The organism is Sporosarcina sp. G11-34, assembly GCF_026931025.1.
This window is the reverse complement of the sequence record NZ_JAHNZW010000005.1, coordinates 335,302-351,711: the sequence shown is the minus strand read 5'-3', so window position 1 is coordinate 351,711 and position 16,410 is coordinate 335,302. Positions and strand designations below refer to the sequence as shown.

13 protein-coding genes and 1 riboswitch are annotated in these 16,410 nt (G+C 41.9%); all 13 genes read left to right on the top strand.

Annotated elements, in window-relative coordinates:
* Positions 1 to 116: IS3 family transposase (locus KSU66_RS09590; RefSeq protein ID WP_269051232.1), on the top strand; the 116-nt coding region annotated here is incomplete at its 5' end.
* A 255-nt stretch (positions 117 to 371) separates the two neighbouring features.
* A riboswitch (cobalamin riboswitch) is annotated at positions 372 to 562 on the bottom strand.
* A 232-nt stretch (positions 563 to 794) separates the two neighbouring features.
* Positions 795 to 2,942, top strand: coding sequence for a heterodisulfide reductase-related iron-sulfur binding cluster (locus KSU66_RS09585; protein ID WP_269051215.1), 2,148 nt, complete (start codon positions 795 to 797; stop codon positions 2,940 to 2,942).
* Between the two features lie 159 nt (positions 2,943 to 3,101).
* Complete coding sequence (locus KSU66_RS09580) at positions 3,102 to 4,298, top strand: acetyl-CoA C-acetyltransferase (RefSeq protein WP_269051214.1); 1,197 nt, start codon at positions 3,102 to 3,104, stop codon at positions 4,296 to 4,298.
* A gap of 18 nt (positions 4,299 to 4,316) precedes the next feature.
* Positions 4,317 to 5,177: a 3-hydroxybutyryl-CoA dehydrogenase gene (locus KSU66_RS09575; RefSeq protein WP_269051213.1), complete on the top strand. Its 861-nt coding sequence runs from the start codon at positions 4,317 to 4,319 to the stop codon at positions 5,175 to 5,177.
* Between the two features lie 153 nt (positions 5,178 to 5,330).
* Positions 5,331 to 6,467 carry an acyl-CoA dehydrogenase gene (locus KSU66_RS09570; RefSeq protein ID WP_269051212.1) on the top strand — a complete coding sequence of 379 codons (1,137 nt, stop codon included), beginning with the start codon at positions 5,331 to 5,333 and terminating at the stop codon, positions 6,465 to 6,467.
* 395 nt (positions 6,468 to 6,862) lie between these two features.
* The gene (locus tag KSU66_RS09565; protein ID WP_269051211.1) at positions 6,863 to 8,005 is read left to right on the top strand and encodes an acyl-CoA dehydrogenase; all 1,143 of its coding nucleotides are present in this window, start codon (positions 6,863 to 6,865) and stop codon (positions 8,003 to 8,005) included.
* A 12-nt stretch (positions 8,006 to 8,017) separates the two neighbouring features.
* Positions 8,018 to 8,641, top strand: coding sequence for a TetR/AcrR family transcriptional regulator (locus KSU66_RS09560; RefSeq protein ID WP_269051210.1), 624 nt, complete (start codon positions 8,018 to 8,020; stop codon positions 8,639 to 8,641).
* A gap of 27 nt (positions 8,642 to 8,668) precedes the next feature.
* On the top strand, positions 8,669 to 11,926 hold the full coding sequence (gene icmF / locus KSU66_RS09555) for a fused isobutyryl-CoA mutase/GTPase IcmF (RefSeq protein ID WP_269051209.1): 3,258 nt from the start codon (positions 8,669 to 8,671) through the stop codon (positions 11,924 to 11,926).
* 148 nt (positions 11,927 to 12,074) lie between these two features.
* Entirely contained in the window at positions 12,075 to 12,239 is a 165-nt protein-coding gene (locus tag KSU66_RS09550) for a hypothetical protein (protein ID WP_269051208.1), read from the top strand.
* A 346-nt stretch (positions 12,240 to 12,585) separates the two neighbouring features.
* Positions 12,586 to 13,149 carry a DNA-directed RNA polymerase subunit delta gene (rpoE, locus tag KSU66_RS09545; RefSeq protein ID WP_269051207.1) on the top strand — a complete coding sequence of 188 codons (564 nt, stop codon included), beginning with the start codon at positions 12,586 to 12,588 and terminating at the stop codon, positions 13,147 to 13,149.
* A 150-nt stretch (positions 13,150 to 13,299) separates the two neighbouring features.
* Positions 13,300 to 14,907, top strand: a complete 1,608-nt coding sequence (locus tag KSU66_RS09540) for a CTP synthase (RefSeq protein ID WP_269051206.1) — start codon at positions 13,300 to 13,302, stop codon at positions 14,905 to 14,907.
* A gap of 168 nt (positions 14,908 to 15,075) precedes the next feature.
* A complete protein-coding gene (locus KSU66_RS09535) occupies positions 15,076 to 15,447 on the top strand; it encodes a response regulator (RefSeq protein ID WP_269051205.1) in 372 nt (123 codons plus the stop codon).
* Between the two features lie 100 nt (positions 15,448 to 15,547).
* Positions 15,548 to 16,405, top strand: coding sequence for a class II fructose-1,6-bisphosphate aldolase (gene fba / locus KSU66_RS09530; RefSeq protein WP_269051204.1), 858 nt, complete (start codon positions 15,548 to 15,550; stop codon positions 16,403 to 16,405).
* The last annotated feature ends 5 nt before the right edge of the window (positions 16,406 to 16,410 follow it).

Sequence of the window (16,410 nt, the reverse complement as noted above, 5' to 3'; positions counted from 1 at the left end):
TTAAACAAAAAATCGAAAAGTACATTTATTATTACAACAATCAACGAATTAAAATGAAATTGGCTGGTTTAAGTCCAGTGGAATACAGGACTCAAACCAACCAAATAGCTGCATAATTAAAACTCTAACTTTCGGGGGTCGCCACCCTTTGGTTTCCCGAAGAAGATGCTAATTTGCGTTTGTTTGTTTTATAGATTGTGGCCGTGACGAAAAGTACGTAATTGGTAAAAGAGGTTCGTCAATGGCATGACAAACATAGAGGGAACTAGCCCTCTTTTCTATATTACCAATTTCGTTTCTTCGTACGGCGGCACAAGTCAAAAAGAAATCGAACATAGCCGCACTTAACACCTCCTATCCGCGTAGGGTATTGGTGTGTACTGAAGAAGGCAGGTCTCCTGGCTCAGATTCATCGTTTACTTTTCCCTTCCCGTTATCGCTAACAGTGGTTCTAAAAAAGTAAGCTCCTCTTTACAGTTGCGGGACAGCGTCGGAATTTCACCGAACTTCCCTTTTAAGCCCCTTGCCGAACACAAGAAGCACCTTGTTCTACACGATATTTAGTTGTCAATTAATTATAACATACCTATGTGGAAGTACCTGACTTAAAGAGATATGTCTGCCTAAACGGAAATCAATATTGTTCATTGTTACATAGACTATAAAGTCTTTTTCACTTTTGTGTTGACTGAATGCTCATTCATAAATTATACTGAAAATATAGTATCGACAGAAGAGTCATTATCTACTACACTATTGTTAACGTTTACAATCAAAGAAGGGAAGAGAATTCGATGAACCCATTGTTAATAGCTAACTGGATTTTATTTCTCGGCGTAGTCGCGTATGCGCTTGCACTATTTACACATTTACTTAAAACGAGATATCAATTTATTAAACTAGGTAGAAAAACTGAGTTTGATAAAAACGTCTCGCAACGCTTTAAAAATATTATGGTAAACGTCTTCGGACAAAAGAAACTACTAAAAGACAAAAAGAGTGGAATTATTCATGTCATGTTTTTCTACGGATTTTTACTTGTACAATTTGGAGCCATTGACCTAATTATAAAAGGGTTAAAACCAGGATCCCATTTACCATTCGGCCCTGTTTACGGCGCCTTTACCTTTTTCCAAGAAATAGTCGTTCTAACAATTCTTGTTGCGGTCGTTTGGGCATTTCACCGCCGCTACGTTGAAAAACTTGTACGACTGAAGCGTGGTTGGAAATCAGGACTTGTCCTCATTTTCATCGGTGGACTAATGCTTTCAACGCTGTTATCAAACGCTATGAACATGATTTGGCAAGGCCACGCGTTGACGTGGACAGAACCAGTAGCGTCGGCAATCGCCGCCATCTTTGGTTTCATGCCATCCATTGCAGCAGCGAGTATCTTTTTCGTAGGCTGGTGGATTCACTTACTTATCCTACTGACATTCCTTGTTTACGTGCCGCAATCAAAACATGCGCATTTAATCGCGGGACCGGTCAATACGTATTTTCACCGTCTCGATAATCCAGGAAGATTGATTCCAATTGATTTTGAAGCGATGGAAGATGCTGAAACAGAAGCAGATATGCCAGCACTTGGGGTTGGAAAAGTTACAGATTTCACCCAGCTGCAAATGATCGACTTTTATGCTTGTGTAGAATGTGGTCGTTGTACGAATATGTGTCCAGCATCAGGAACAGGTAAAATGCTGTCCCCCATGGATTTAATTACAAAACTTCGCGACAATTTGACGAACACAGGCGCACTCATGACAAAACAAAAGCCGTGGGTTCCAGCAGTTGCTTTCAACAATACGCAAGGAAACCAAATTGCGATGGCTGCAGGATTAGAAGGCGCGACAATGGACGATATTTACAGTCCAGATTTGATTGGCGACATTATTACAGAAGAAGAAATTTGGGCTTGTACAACATGCCGTAACTGTGAAGACCAATGTCCGGTTATGAACGAGCATGTCGACAAAATCATTGACCTTCGTCGTCACCTTGTAATGGTGGAAGGAAAAATGGATCCAGATGCACAGCGCGCGATGACAAATATCGAACGCCAAGGAAATCCATGGGGCCTAAACCGTAAAGAGAAAGAAAACTGGAGAGATGCACGTCCAGACCTTTATATTCCAACTGTAAAAGAATTGAAAAAAGCAGATGAAGAATTTGAATACTTGCTATGGGTAGGTTCGATGGGTTCATTCGACAATCGTTCTCAAAAAATCACACATGCATTTGTTCACCTTATGAATAAGGCGGGCGTTAAGTTCGCAATTCTTGGGAATAAAGAAAAGAACTCCGGAGATACGCCAAGGCGCTTGGGGAATGAGTTTTTATTCCAAGAATTAGCCGAAGCGAATATTAAAGAATTTGAAAAGTCGGGTGTAACGAAAATTGTTACGATTGACCCGCATGCTTATAATATATTCAAAAATGAATACCCAGACTTTGGTTTTGAAGCTGAAGTGATTCACCATACTGAAATGCTTTACGACCTCGTTGAAAAAGGAATTCTGAAGCCGGAACATCCTATTAACGAAACGATTACGTTCCATGATTCATGTTACTTAGGCCGTTACAATGACGTTTATGATCCACCGCGTGAAATCTTAAGAGCCATTCCAGGTGTGGAACTTGTTGAAATGAAACGAAGCCGCGAAGACGCAATGTGTTGCGGAGCTGGTGGCGGAATGATGTGGATGGAAGAAGATACAGGAAGCCGCATTAACGTTGCGCGGACTGAACAAGCAATTGAAGTTAGTCCTGGTATTATTTCATCTGGTTGTCCGTACTGCTTGACGATGTTGTCAGATGGTACAAAAGCTGTTGAAGTGGAAGATTCAATCGGAACTTACGACATCGCGGAACTTCTTGAGCGTTCTATTTTCGGAGAAGACTTCGTGCCAGTCATAGAGGAAGTTGAAGCTACTTTACAATAAACATTATTGTGAAAAGTAGAAATGTACGATATACTAATAGTAATAGAGAGGGAGTGGCGACACTCCCTTTTGCTTTACATAACAGTCGAGCGAGCGTTCAGTCGTTCGTTTTTAATTCCGAATGAAAGCGTTATCAATAATATAATGGGGGCGTTCAGCGTGAATAGAACAGTCATACTTGACGGAGCACGAACATCTTTCGGAAAACTTGGTGGTTCTCTAGCCGCACTTTCTGCAAGCGATCTCGGTGGTTTTGCAATCAAAGAGGCACTAAAACGCACAGGTGTTAAGGCTGATGAAGTAGATGAAGTCATCATCGGAACGGTGTTGCAAGCAGGTCAAGGGCAGATACCTTCTAGGCAAGCAGCGACAAAAGCGGGGCTTCCATGGAGCGTTAAAACAGAAACCATTAATAAAGTGTGCGCATCTGGAATGCGAAGCGTGACACTTGGTGATCAGTTAATTCGTCTCGGAGATGAAGAAGTGATTGTCGCTGGTGGAATGGAGTCAATGTCAAACGCACCTTATTATTTACCAAAAGGACGTTTTGGATTGAAAATGGGCGACGCCACACTTGTTGACGGGATGATTTATGACGGGCTATCATGTTCGTTTTCACCTGACCGCGTTCATATGGGAACGTATGGAAATAGTACTGCGGAAGAATTTACATTGACACGTGAAGCACAAGATGAGTGGGCACTACGCAGTCATCAACGTGCCTTGGAAGCAATTGATAGTGGTTTATTCGCAGCGGAAATTGTCCCTGTAGAAATTAGCCAACGTCGAGGTGAACCGATTCAAGTCGATACAGACGAATCGCCGCGCCGGGATACGTCACTTGAAACACTGGCGAAACTGCGACCTGCATTTGGGAAAGACGGAACAATTACCGCAGGAAATGCGCCGGGCGTAAACGACGGAGCATGTGCGCTGGTGCTTATGAATGAAAAGCGTGCGGTAGAAGAAGGTAAAACACCACTCGCCTTTATTATTGGGCATGCGGAAGTTGCCATTGAACCAGAAAACTTCCCGCAAACACCAGGTCTTGTCATTAATAAATTACTAGAAAAAACAGGGAAGTCACTTGAAGAAGTTGAGCTATTTGAAGTAAACGAAGCGTTCGCAGCTGTCGCGCTTGCGAGTTCAGACATTGCCAAGCTCGACCCGGAAAAAGTGAATGTGAACGGCGGTGCAGTTGCACTAGGCCATCCAATCGGGGCAAGCGGCGCACGGATTATTTTAACGCTGGCGTATGAACTCAAACGTCGCGGCGGTGGAATCGGTATCGCATCTATTTGTTCAGGCGGCGGTCAAGGTGACGCAGTCATGATTGAAGTTCCAAAATCAAACTGATTTAGGGGGAAATAATTAATGGATATCAAAAAGATAATGGTCATCGGTGCCGGTCAAATGGGTTCAGGTATCGCACAAGTATGTGCCCAAGCTGGTTATGATGTTTTACTTAATGACATAAAAGAAGAATCGTACGACAAAGGACTCGCTACAATAGTGAAAAACCTTTCCCGAAATGTAGAAAAAGAACGGATGACGGAAGTCGAAAAAAACAATACGCTTAACCGAATTTCGAAGTCACTTGATTTGAACGATGCGTCTACCGTAGACATTATTATTGAAGCGGCTGTAGAAAATATGGAAATTAAGAAATCTATTTTTGAGAAACTTGACGGAATTGCACCAAAACACGCGATTCTTGCGACGAATACTTCATCACTTTCGATTACAGAAATCGCTGCTGCGACAAATCGTCCTGAAAAAGTCATCGGCATGCATTTCATGAATCCAGTTCCTGTTATGAAACTTGTTGAAATCATTCGCGGACTTGCAACTGAAGACGAGGTTTACGACGCTGTTGAAAAAATGACGGAAAATCTTTCGAAAGTTCCGGTCGAAGTGAATGATTTCCCAGGCTTTGTCGCCAACAGAATACTTATGCCAATGATCAACGAAGCGATTTACACGCTGTATGAGGGCGTTGCGACGGAAGAGTCAATTGACCAAGTGATGAAACTCGGCATGAATCATCCAATGGGTCCACTGCAACTGGCAGATTTCATCGGTCTCGATACTTGTCTATATATTATGGAAACATTGCACGAAGGATTCGGCGATTCAAAATACCGTCCATGTCCATTACTTAGAAAGTATGTGGCAGCTGGTTGGCTCGGTAAAAAATCCGGCCGCGGTTTCTATCAATATATCGAACACGCCTAGGCGTGATTGCGCCCAGATTTTGTATTGAGCCTGCTCAATTGACTCCTTTCAAAATCTGTGGCATCCGCCGGTGGCTATAACTTAATTCAGCAGGGGGCAAATCCCTGCAGGATGAAGTTATCCAAGACTTGAATTTAAAGGAGAACGACAACGATGGATTTAACACTGACAGATGAACAACAGATGATGCAAGATATGGTGCGAAACTTCGCTAAGTCTGAAATAGAGCCTTTCATTCCAAGAATGGAGGCGGGTGAATTCCCGAGTGAAATCTTAAAGAAAATGGGAAAGCTCGGTCTCATGGGAATTACAGTGCCTGAAAAATACGGCGGCTCTGAAATGGACTTTGTTTCTTATATTCTTGCAATCAAAGAATTATCGAAAGTAAGCGCGGTTGTAGGCGTTATCCTATCGGTGCATACATCAGTTGGCACGAATCCAATTATGTATTTCGGTAATGACGAGCAGAAAGACCGCTATTTACCGAAGATGGCAAGTGGGGAATACCTCGGTGCATTTTGTTTAACTGAATCCTCGTCTGGATCAGATGCCGGAGCACTTAAAACACGCGCTGTAAAAGACGGCGACGATTATGTGATAAATGGTTCGAAAATGTTCATTACAAACGGCGGAGAAGCAGATGTGTACATCGTTTTTGCCTCAACAAATCCAGCTGACAAATCATACGGCATCACAGCATTTATTGTCGATAAAGATACACCAGGTTTAATCATCGGAAAAGACGAAAAAAAGATGGGGCTCCATGGATCGCGCACAGTCGAGCTTATCTTTGAAAATATGAGGGTACCCGCTACAAATCGACTTGGTGATGAAGGTCAAGGGTTTAAAATCGCAATGTCAAATCTAGACGTTGGACGAATCGGTATCGCAGCACAAGCGCTCGGGATTGCAGAAGCATCACTTGAGGCAGCAACGGATTACGCAAGAGAACGCGTCCAATTCGGCAAGCCAATCGCTATGCAACAAGGAATCGGATTTAAACTATCAGACATGGCAACGGCAGTGGAAGCATCCAGATTACTCGTCTACCGAGCAGCACAACTTCGCGCAGAAGGTCTTCCATGTGGAAAAGAAGCATCAATGGCAAAACTATTCGCATCAAAAACCGCAGTCGACGGATCAATCGAAGCAATTCAAGTGTTCGGCGGATACGGCTATACCGAAGATTATCCCGTCGAGCGATACTTCCGCGACGCCAAAGTAACAGAGATATACGAAGGAACAAGCGAAATCCAGCGTATTGTTATTTCCAAGCATTTGTTGAAGTGAGGTGCTTAGATTTTCACAAAACACGTGAAAATCACGCAGAAACCGGATGCTTCGCTGTCCGGTTTTGCAAGCAAAACCGTCTGGTGCTGTGATTTTCACCAAATACGGGAAAACACGCAGAAACTATCTAACTTGAACTAACCAAAGTGCAATCTAGTTGATTGAAGCGGAAGGTGGCGACTCCTTCGGGATTTGCGGGTCAGGTGAGGCCCCGCAGGAGCACGGTTTTAGCGACGAGGAGACTCACCGCCCGCCCCGAGGAAAGCGTCAGGGAAAGATTGAACTATAACTTTCCGCACTGTCCACCTGGAGTGGAAATCAAGGGTGTGAACAAGTACCCTGTATTATTGAATTCTTTATATAAACTAAAAAACAAAACTAAGGTGGGAATACAAATGAATTTTAAACTATCCGAAGAACACGAAATGATCCGCAAAATGGTACGAGACTTTGCAGTAAATGAAGTAGCACCAACAGCAGCAGAACGCGATGAAGAAGAACGCTTTGATATGGTTTTATTCGAAAAAATGGCTGAACTAGGCCTAACCGGAATTCCTTGGCCAGAAGAATACGGCGGAATTGGCAGCGATTATCTCGCTTACGTCATTGCAGTAGAAGAACTGTCACGCGTATGTGCATCAGTCGGCGTTACACTATCCGCTCATACATCACTTGCAGGGTGGCCAGTATTTAAATACGGAACAGAAGAACAAAAACAACAATACCTACGTCCAATGGCAGAAGGTACAAAAATCGGTGCATACGGCCTAACAGAACCATCAGCAGGATCTGACGCAGGCGCAATGCGAACAAACGCAAAACTCGATGGAGAAGACTACGTACTTAACGGATCGAAAATCTTCATTACAAACGGTGGAATTGCCGATATTTACATCGTATTTGCCGTTACAAACCAAGAAAAAGGCAAGCGTCCAGAAACGACTGCATTCATCGTAGAAAAAGACTTCCCAGGATTCTCTGTAGGGAAAAAGGAACGCAAACTAGGCATTCGTTCATCACCAACAACAGAAATCATGTTTGAGAACTGCCGCGTGCCAAAAGAAAACATCCTTGGAAACCTAGGCGACGGATTCGTTATCGCAATGAAAACACTCGATGGCGGTCGAAACGGAATTGCTGCACAAGCAGTCGGAATTGCACAAGGCGCACTAGATGCATCTGTTGATTACGCAAAAGAGCGCAAGCAGTTTGGTAAACCAATCGCGGATAATCAAGGCATCGGGTTCAAATTAGCAGATATGGCAACTTCAATTGAAGCGTCAAGATTACTGACACATCAAGCGGCTTGGTTAGAATCGAATAATTTACCGTATGGAAAAGAGTCTGCAATGGCGAAGCTAATGGCTGGAGATACAGCGATGAAAGTGACGACAGAAGCAGTCCAAGTATTCGGTGGATATGGCTATACGAAAGATTATCCAGTTGAACGCTACATGCGTGACGCGAAAATCACGCAGATTTACGAAGGGACTCAGGAAATCCAACGTCTTGTCATCTCCCGCATGCTCACAAAATGATTGGGGGATATTATGACTGGAAAACGTGAAGTGAAGTCATCAGTAAAAGATGAAAAGTTAATAGAAATGAGACGCGAACAAATGATTCAAGGTGCGGTGAAGCTGTTCAAGGAAAAAGGATTTCATCGCACAACAACGCGTGAAATTGCAAAAGAAGCTGGTTTCAGCATCGGGACGCTTTATGAATATATTCGGACGAAAGAAGATATATTATTCCTTGTCTGTGACAGTATTTACGATGAAGTGTTGAACCGACTGTCCGTTCTTGCAATCGAGGATGGTACGATCGCTGGACTAAAATCCGCGATACAACAATACTTTTCACTAATAGACGACATGTCAGACGAATTTGTCGTTATGTACCAAGAATCCAAATCATTGCCTAAGGACGCGCTTAAATACGTCTTGAAGAAAGAAATGGAAATGGTCGCTCTATTTGAAAAAGGTCTACAGTCCTGTGCGGATTCGGGGGAACTTCGCATTAAACAGGAAGATGTAAAAATTGCAGCGCATCACGTCGTCGTTCAAGGCCAAATGTGGGCATTTAGAAGATGGGCATTACAAGCAAACTATACAATTGAAGAATATATAGAGGTTCAGACAGATCAGCTTTTCAGGGGATTAGTGGGGGAATAAACGACTATAAAAGGGGCGTTAACATATATGGCAACTGTTGAGATTTATAAACCGAAGCACCATGTAAGAATGGTTACGGCCTCAGCTCTATTTGACGGGCATGATGCATCTATTAATATTATGCGCCGCATTTTACAAGCAAGTGGGGCGGAAATTATTCATCTTGGGCATAATCGCTCAGTTGAAGAAGTTGTAAACGCAGCGATTCAAGAAAACGTTCAAGCCATCGCGATGTCTTCTTATCAAGGGGGTCACGTTGAATACTTCAAATACATGCATGATTTACTTCAGGAACGAGGCGCACCACATATTCGCATTTACGCGGGTGGCGGTGGGGTTATCATTCCGAAAGAAATTAAAGAACTACATGATTACGGCATTGCATGGATATTTTCACCAGAAGATGGCCGTAAAATGGGCCTTCAAGGAATGATTAACCGGATGATGGAGGATTGTGATTACCAAATCGCAAAAGATTGTACTATTGAAGATCTTGAAAAAGTAAGCACAGATAATCCAGAAGTCTTAGCGAACCTAATCACATATGCAGAAGAAATGTATAACAAAGACGACGACAATGCGAAAGCATTGGTGAAAAAAGCAAAAGAACTTTCGAAAAACACACCCGTCTTTGGAATTACAGGAACCGGTGGAGCGGGTAAAAGCTCACTGACAGATGAACTGATTCGTCGGTTTTTACATGAACTTCCCGATAAAAAAGTGGCGATTATTTCAATTGACCCAACAAAACAAAAAACAGGTGGCGCACTTCTAGGTGACCGCATTCGCATGAACTCCATCTTTAACAAACGCGTATTTATGCGTAGCTTAGCAACAAGAGGCTCGCGTTCAGAACTTTCAGGAGCAATGCAAGATGTGCTCGATATTGTGAAAGTCGCTGGATACGACCTGATTGTTATTGAAACAAGCGGGATTGGACAAGGCGATGCCGATATTGCCGATATATCTGATGCGTCAATGTACGTAATGACGAGCGAGTTCGGAGCACCTACACAACTTGAGAAAATCGACATGATTGATTATGCGGATTTAATTGCCATTAACAAGTTTGAGCGTAAAGGTTCCGAGGACGCGAAGACCCAAGTCCAAAAACAATACCAGCGCAGTCGCCTCTTATTTAGTCAGGACCTATCGGAAATGCCAGTATTCGGTACGATTGCTAGTCAATTCAACGACAAAGGTACTAACTCTTTATTCGCAGCGATTGTTCGTGTGCTAAATGAAAAGTACGACCTCGATTGGGAAACGTCTTATGACGAAACAGCGAAAACAGAAATGCAAAACGTTATTATTCCAACAAAACGCCTACACTATTTGCGTGAAATATCAGATGCAGTGCGTGGTTATCATAAAAAGTCGCAAGTCCAAGAAGAACTTGCACGAAAGTTATTCCAACTTCAAGGAACCATCGCCATTGTGAATAAAAAGTCGCCGGATGATGTGCTCGTTGACTCTCTTCAATCACTTGCAGACAGTGTGAACGAAGAATTAACACCAGAATCTAAGCAAATTCTAGCAAACTGGGACGCATTAAAAGAATCTTATTCGGGTGAAGAACTTGTAACGAAAGTTCGTGAACGTGAAATTCGGACGATCCTTCGTACAACAAGTCTTGCAGGGTTAAAGATTCCTAAAATAGCACTTCCAAAGTTTAAAGATTACGGTGAGATTTTACGCTGGGTATACCGTGAAAATGTTCCAGGTTCATTCCCATTCACGGCAGGCGTATTTCCGTTTAAACGTGAAGGTGAAGATCCAAAACGTCAATTCGCGGGTGAAGGTACTCCGGAACGCACAAACCGTCGCTTCCATTACTTGTCGAAAGGTGACGATGCGAAACGTTTATCAACTGCATTCGACTCCGTAACGCTTTACGGTGAAGATCCAGATGAGCGGCCGGATATCTACGGTAAAGTCGGAGAATCAGGTGTGAGCATTTGTACACTTGAAGATATGAAGAAGCTTTATGAAGGGTTCGATCTTTGTGCACCTACAACGTCTGTCTCTATGACGATTAACGGACCGGCACCTATCATTCTCGCAATGTTCATGAATACAGCGATTGATCAGCAAGTCCGCCTACAAGAAGAGAAACTTGGGCGTACGCTTACAATCGAAGAGTTTACAAACGTAAAAAATGGCACGTTGCAAGTTGTTCGTGGAACCGTGCAAGCCGATATTTTAAAAGAAGACCAAGGACAAAACACTTGTATCTTTTCAACAGAATTTGCGCTGCGGCTCATGGGCGATATTCAGCAATACTTCATCGACAAAGAAGTACGTAACTATTACTCAGTGTCGATTTCCGGCTATCATATTGCTGAAGCTGGCGCGAATCCGATTTCGCAACTGGCATTCACACTTGCGAATGGTTTCACGTACGTCGAATATTATTTAAGTCGCGGTATGGACATCGATGATTTTGCACCAAACTTATCGTTCTTCTTCTCAAATGGACTGGATCCAGAGTATACGGTAATTGGACGTGTTGCCCGACGTATTTGGGCAGTTGCTATGCGTGATAAATACGGTGCCAATGAACGCAGTCAAAAGTTGAAATACCATGTGCAAACATCAGGACGTAGCTTGCATGCACAGGAAATCGATTTCAACGACATACGCACCACTTTACAGGCGCTTATGGCATTGCAGGATAATTGTAACTCGCTACACACTAACGCCTATGACGAAGCAATTACGACGCCTACAGAAGAGTCTGTTCGTCGTGCGATGGCAATCCAAATGATTATTACAAAAGAACACGGCTTATCTAAAAATGAAAACCCACTTCAAGGCGCTTTCATTATTGATGAGGTAACAGATTTAGTCGAAGAAGCCGTTCTTCAGGAGTTTGATAGTATAAACGATCGAGGCGGCGTGCTTGGTGCGATGGAAACACAGTACCAACGCGGTAAAATTCAAGAAGAGTCGATGCATTATGAAATGAAAAAACATTCAGGTGAACTTCCGATTATTGGGGTCAACACTTACCTAAATCCGAATCCACCTTCTGAAGATGACATCGATAATATGGAAATCGCGCGTGCGACTCAGGAAGAGAAAGAAACACAAATTATTAATTTGCGAGTATTCCAAAATAATCACAAAAACGAAACAGAAAAGGCTTTACAAAAGTTACAACAAGTAGCTGTTTCAGGAGGAAATATTTTCGCCGAATTAATGGAAACAGTAAAAGTTGCAAGCCTTGGACAAATCACCAACGCATTATATGAGGTTGGTGGCCAGTACCGTCGAAATATGTAAGTAGGCGAAAGTGCAGTACACACAAAGTCAGAGAGGTAAAATCCACAAAGCCGATAAGGTAATGTGGATTTTATCCATTTGTTGTGTGATAATGAATAGGTTCTTAGTTGAATACGTATAGTGAAAAAGAAGGGGAAGAGGTGCCGGAATGAAAGCGTATCAGCACATAATTATTATTGTATCTCTTGTACTTTTCACTATAATATTTTACCAAGATGGATACGGTTCAATTTCATTCTTATTTGCAGCGATTTACTTATGTGTAATCTTTGTAAAAGAAGTTAAACGTTATAGAAAAAGCAAGGAAACATAGGAAACTGCATAAATATGTGGATTTCTTTGCGATTGAATTTATTTATGGTATAATAGGTTAGATAATGTTTGGGAATCATGGACATTTATCCAAGGGACTAGATGATCTAGTCTTTTTTTAATTAAAACTTTATCTAAACAAAAGTGTTGAGAAAAGAGTTAACCAAAGCACTTTTAAAAATTTATTTTTTCTGTATATGTTGAACATATGAATGCCGCATCTAGTTGATTGTTTTACAACAACTAATATAGGCATTAAATAACTAGCATCCGTAGTAACTGATTGTATATAATAAGTATGATGAGATAGTGAGAAGGGACGTGCACTTGTATTGAACATTCGTGAAATGACGAGAGAACAATTAGCGGAGGAATCCAATATTGATATTGCCTACGCTGTATTAGCAGAACATGGCGAGAGTTTAACATTAAGGCAGTTAATGGATGAGGTTCGTAAACTGAACGGCGTTACAGTACGTGCAATGGCCGATAGTTTACACAGAGTAAACACAGATATTAATATTGATGGTCGATTCCTTTCGATTGATGACATTCGATGGGGACTTCGTGAATGGTTCCCGGTTGAGCAGTTAGAAGTAGAAACGGCTCCAGTTGTTCGTGCTCGAAGAAAGAGAAGAAAAGCATCTGCAGTAGATGATGATGAAGAAGATGACGATTTAGAAGAAGTAGATGACGATGGCTTCGATAAAATCGATGTAGATGAAGATATAGACGAAGATGACGACGAAGTAGAAATTGTTGAAGGCGCTGAGGCCGTTGACGAGGTTGGAATCATTGACGAAGATCTAATCGACGTAGCGGATGAAGACGACGAAGTTATTCCGGACGATATTGTTTTGGATGATGATGATGAAGAAGACGAAGAAGAAGATGAAGAGGAAGAAGATTAATTTTCTTGACTTCAGGACAAGCGCACTATAAGATTCAACAGGGCTCCTTAAAAAAAGGACACATGACTTAGTGTATATGCGCTCCTACTGCAAACGTTGCAGCGGGGCGCTTTTTCATTTAAATATCAAGACGGACGGAGGATTTTTACCATGACAAAATATATATTTGTAACAGGTGGCGTAGTCTCTTCACTTGGAAAGGGAATTACCGCAGCTTCACTTGGCCGCGTGCTAAAAAATCGAGGACTCAAGGTGACAATCCAAAAGTTTGATCCGTATATAAACTTGGATCCGGGAACGATGAGCCCGTATCAGCACGGAGAAGTATTCGTTACAGAAGATGGTGCTGAAACGGATTTAGATGTTGGTCATTATGAGCGTTTTATCGATATTAATTTGAACAAATATTCGAACGTTACGATGGGAAAAGTCTATTCTACCGTCCTTAAAAAAGAACGCCGCGGCGACTATAATGGTGCAACAGTTCAAGTAATTCCACATATTACAAATGAAATAAAAGAACGCATCAAGGCTTCAGGTGAGTATGATAACGCGGATGTTGTCATCACTGAAATCGGTGGAAGTGTTGGCGATATCGAATCACTTCCAATTTTAGAAGCACTTCGTCAGATGAAAAATGACCATAACAAAAACGATGTTATGTACATTCACTGCACACTCATTCCGTATATGAAAGCAGCAGGCGAAATGAAGACAAAACCAACTCAGCACAGCGTTAAAGAACTACGGTCACTAGGTATTCAACCAGACCTTATCGTTGTTCGTTCTGAGTCCTCAGTGCCACAAGAGATAAAAGAAAAAATTGCACTATTTTGTAGCGTTCGTCCAGAAGAAGTCATTGAAGCAGTTGACACGGACATCCTTTATAAAATGCCACTTATGATCAAAGAGCAGAAAATGGATGACCTCGTCGTCGATTATCTTCGTCTTGATGCAAAAGAACCGGATATGACAGAGTTAGAAGAACTTGTGAAACTCGTTGGTTCAGTAAATAAAAAAGTTAAAATTGCGCTTGTAGGAAAGTATGTTGAACTACAAGATGCTTATATTTCAGTTGTAGAATCGCTATCTCATGCTGGTTACGGGTTTGGTACGGAAGTCGACCTTAAATGGATTGACTCTGAATTCTTAACTGCTGAAAATGTTTCTGAAATGCTTGCAGGCGTGGATGGTATTGTCGTTCCTGGTGGATTTGGAGACCGTGGAATCGGTGGTAAGATTGAAGCGATTACGTATGCACGTGTAAACAAAGTTCCATTCTTCGGGATTTCTTTAGGTATGCAATTAGCGGCAGTGGAATATGCGCGTAACGTGGTTGGGCTTGCAAACGCACACTCGACTGAGTTTGATCCGCAAACTTCAAACCCGATTGTTGACTTAGCACTTGATCAAGTGGATGTTGAAAATCGTGGCGGTACAATGCGTCTTGGTTCATTCCCATGTAAATTAAAAGAAGGTACTAAAGCAATGGCTGCGTACGGGGAAGAACAGATTTACGGACGTCATCGTCACCGTTATGAAATCAATAATGAATACCGTGGACAATTAGAAGAAGCTGGCATGATTGTTTCTGGCGTCAGTCCAGATGATTCTCTTATTGAAATGATTGAATTAGCTGATCATCCATTTTTCGTTGGTTGCCAATTCCATCCAGAATTTGAATCGCGTCCAACACGTCCACAACCGCTATTTATTGAATTTATAAATGCGGTTATAACGCACAAAAAAACTGATTAATAATTTATAAGGGCTATACAGAATCGAATATATTTCGCTTCTGTACAGCTTTTTTGTTATTCTGAAAACTTCATAGACTAGTCTGAATATAGAGGTGTTTAGTACTATTTGACGAAGTAGTTAATAGCATTGGGTGATGTTTAAGGTGGTTTGAAAGGGGGGGCCGACTTGAAGAGTGTGCTAATCGTTGATGATCAACCAGGAATTAGGCTTTTGTTAGAGGAGTTGCTTCAGAGGGAAGGCTATGAAGCAAGTTCTGCGGCAAATGGACACCAAGCGCTTGAAAAAATGAAAAATAAGCAGCCAGACTGTGTTCTTCTCGATATGAAAATGGCTGGAATGGACGGTACCGAAGTATTGACAGAAATAATGAACAGCTGGCCAGAGATACCTGTATTTATGATGACGGGCCATGGCGAGTTGGAATTAATGGAGAAAGTACTGGAAATAGGGGCATTGAGATACTTTACGAAGCCGTTCGATATTTTTGAAGTGCGTGATGCGGTTAATGATTTATTCACGGGGCAACAGCTAAGGTAGTGGCAAACAGTGTGTGATTTTGTTATGATTACAAAGGAAACTGTATTCAAAAAAATTACGTATGTTTCAAATAGTTTGATTATCCTGAGGAGGAATTTAAATGGCTCTAGTATCGATGAAAGAAATGATGATTAAAGGAAAAAAAGAAGGCTATGCAATCGGCCAATTTAACGTTAATAACTTGGAATATGCACAAGCAATTTTGCAGGCTGCAGAAGCAGAGCAATCTCCTGTAATCCTTGGCGTTTCAGAAGGTGCAGCACGTTATATGGGCGGTTTCACTACTGTAGTAAACATGATTAAAGGCTTAATGCATGACTACGGAACTACAGTCCCTGTAGCTATTCACTTGGATCACGGAACAAGCTTTGAAAATTGTAAAAAGGCAATCGATGCTGGTTTTTCATCAGTTATGATCGATGCTTCATCTAAACCTCTTGCAGAAAACATTGAAATTACAAATACAGTTGTTGAATATGCACATTCGAAAGGTGTATCCGTAGAAGCTGAGCTAGGAGTTGTCGGCGGAGAAGAAGATGACATTATTGCGGACGGCGTTGTTTATGCTGATCCAGCGGAATGTAAAGAACTTGTGGATAACACAAATATCGATTGTCTTGCGCCTGCACTTGGATCTGTTCACGGACCTTACAAAGGTGAACCAAACCTAGGATTCGAAGAAATGGAAATCATTTCGAAGCAATCTGACCTACCGCTTGTTTTACACGGTGGTACAGGAATTCCATTAAAAGATATCCAACGTTCAATTTCACTTGGAACTGCAAAAATAAACGTAAATACAGAAAGCCAAATACAAGGAACAAAAGCAGTTCGCGATTTTCTTGCGGCTGATACAGAAGCATACGATCCGCGTAAATTCTTGACGCCAATGCGTGAAGCGATTAAAGAAACAGTAATCGGTAAAATGCGCGAATTTGGTAGTTCACAAAAAGCGTAATAGTA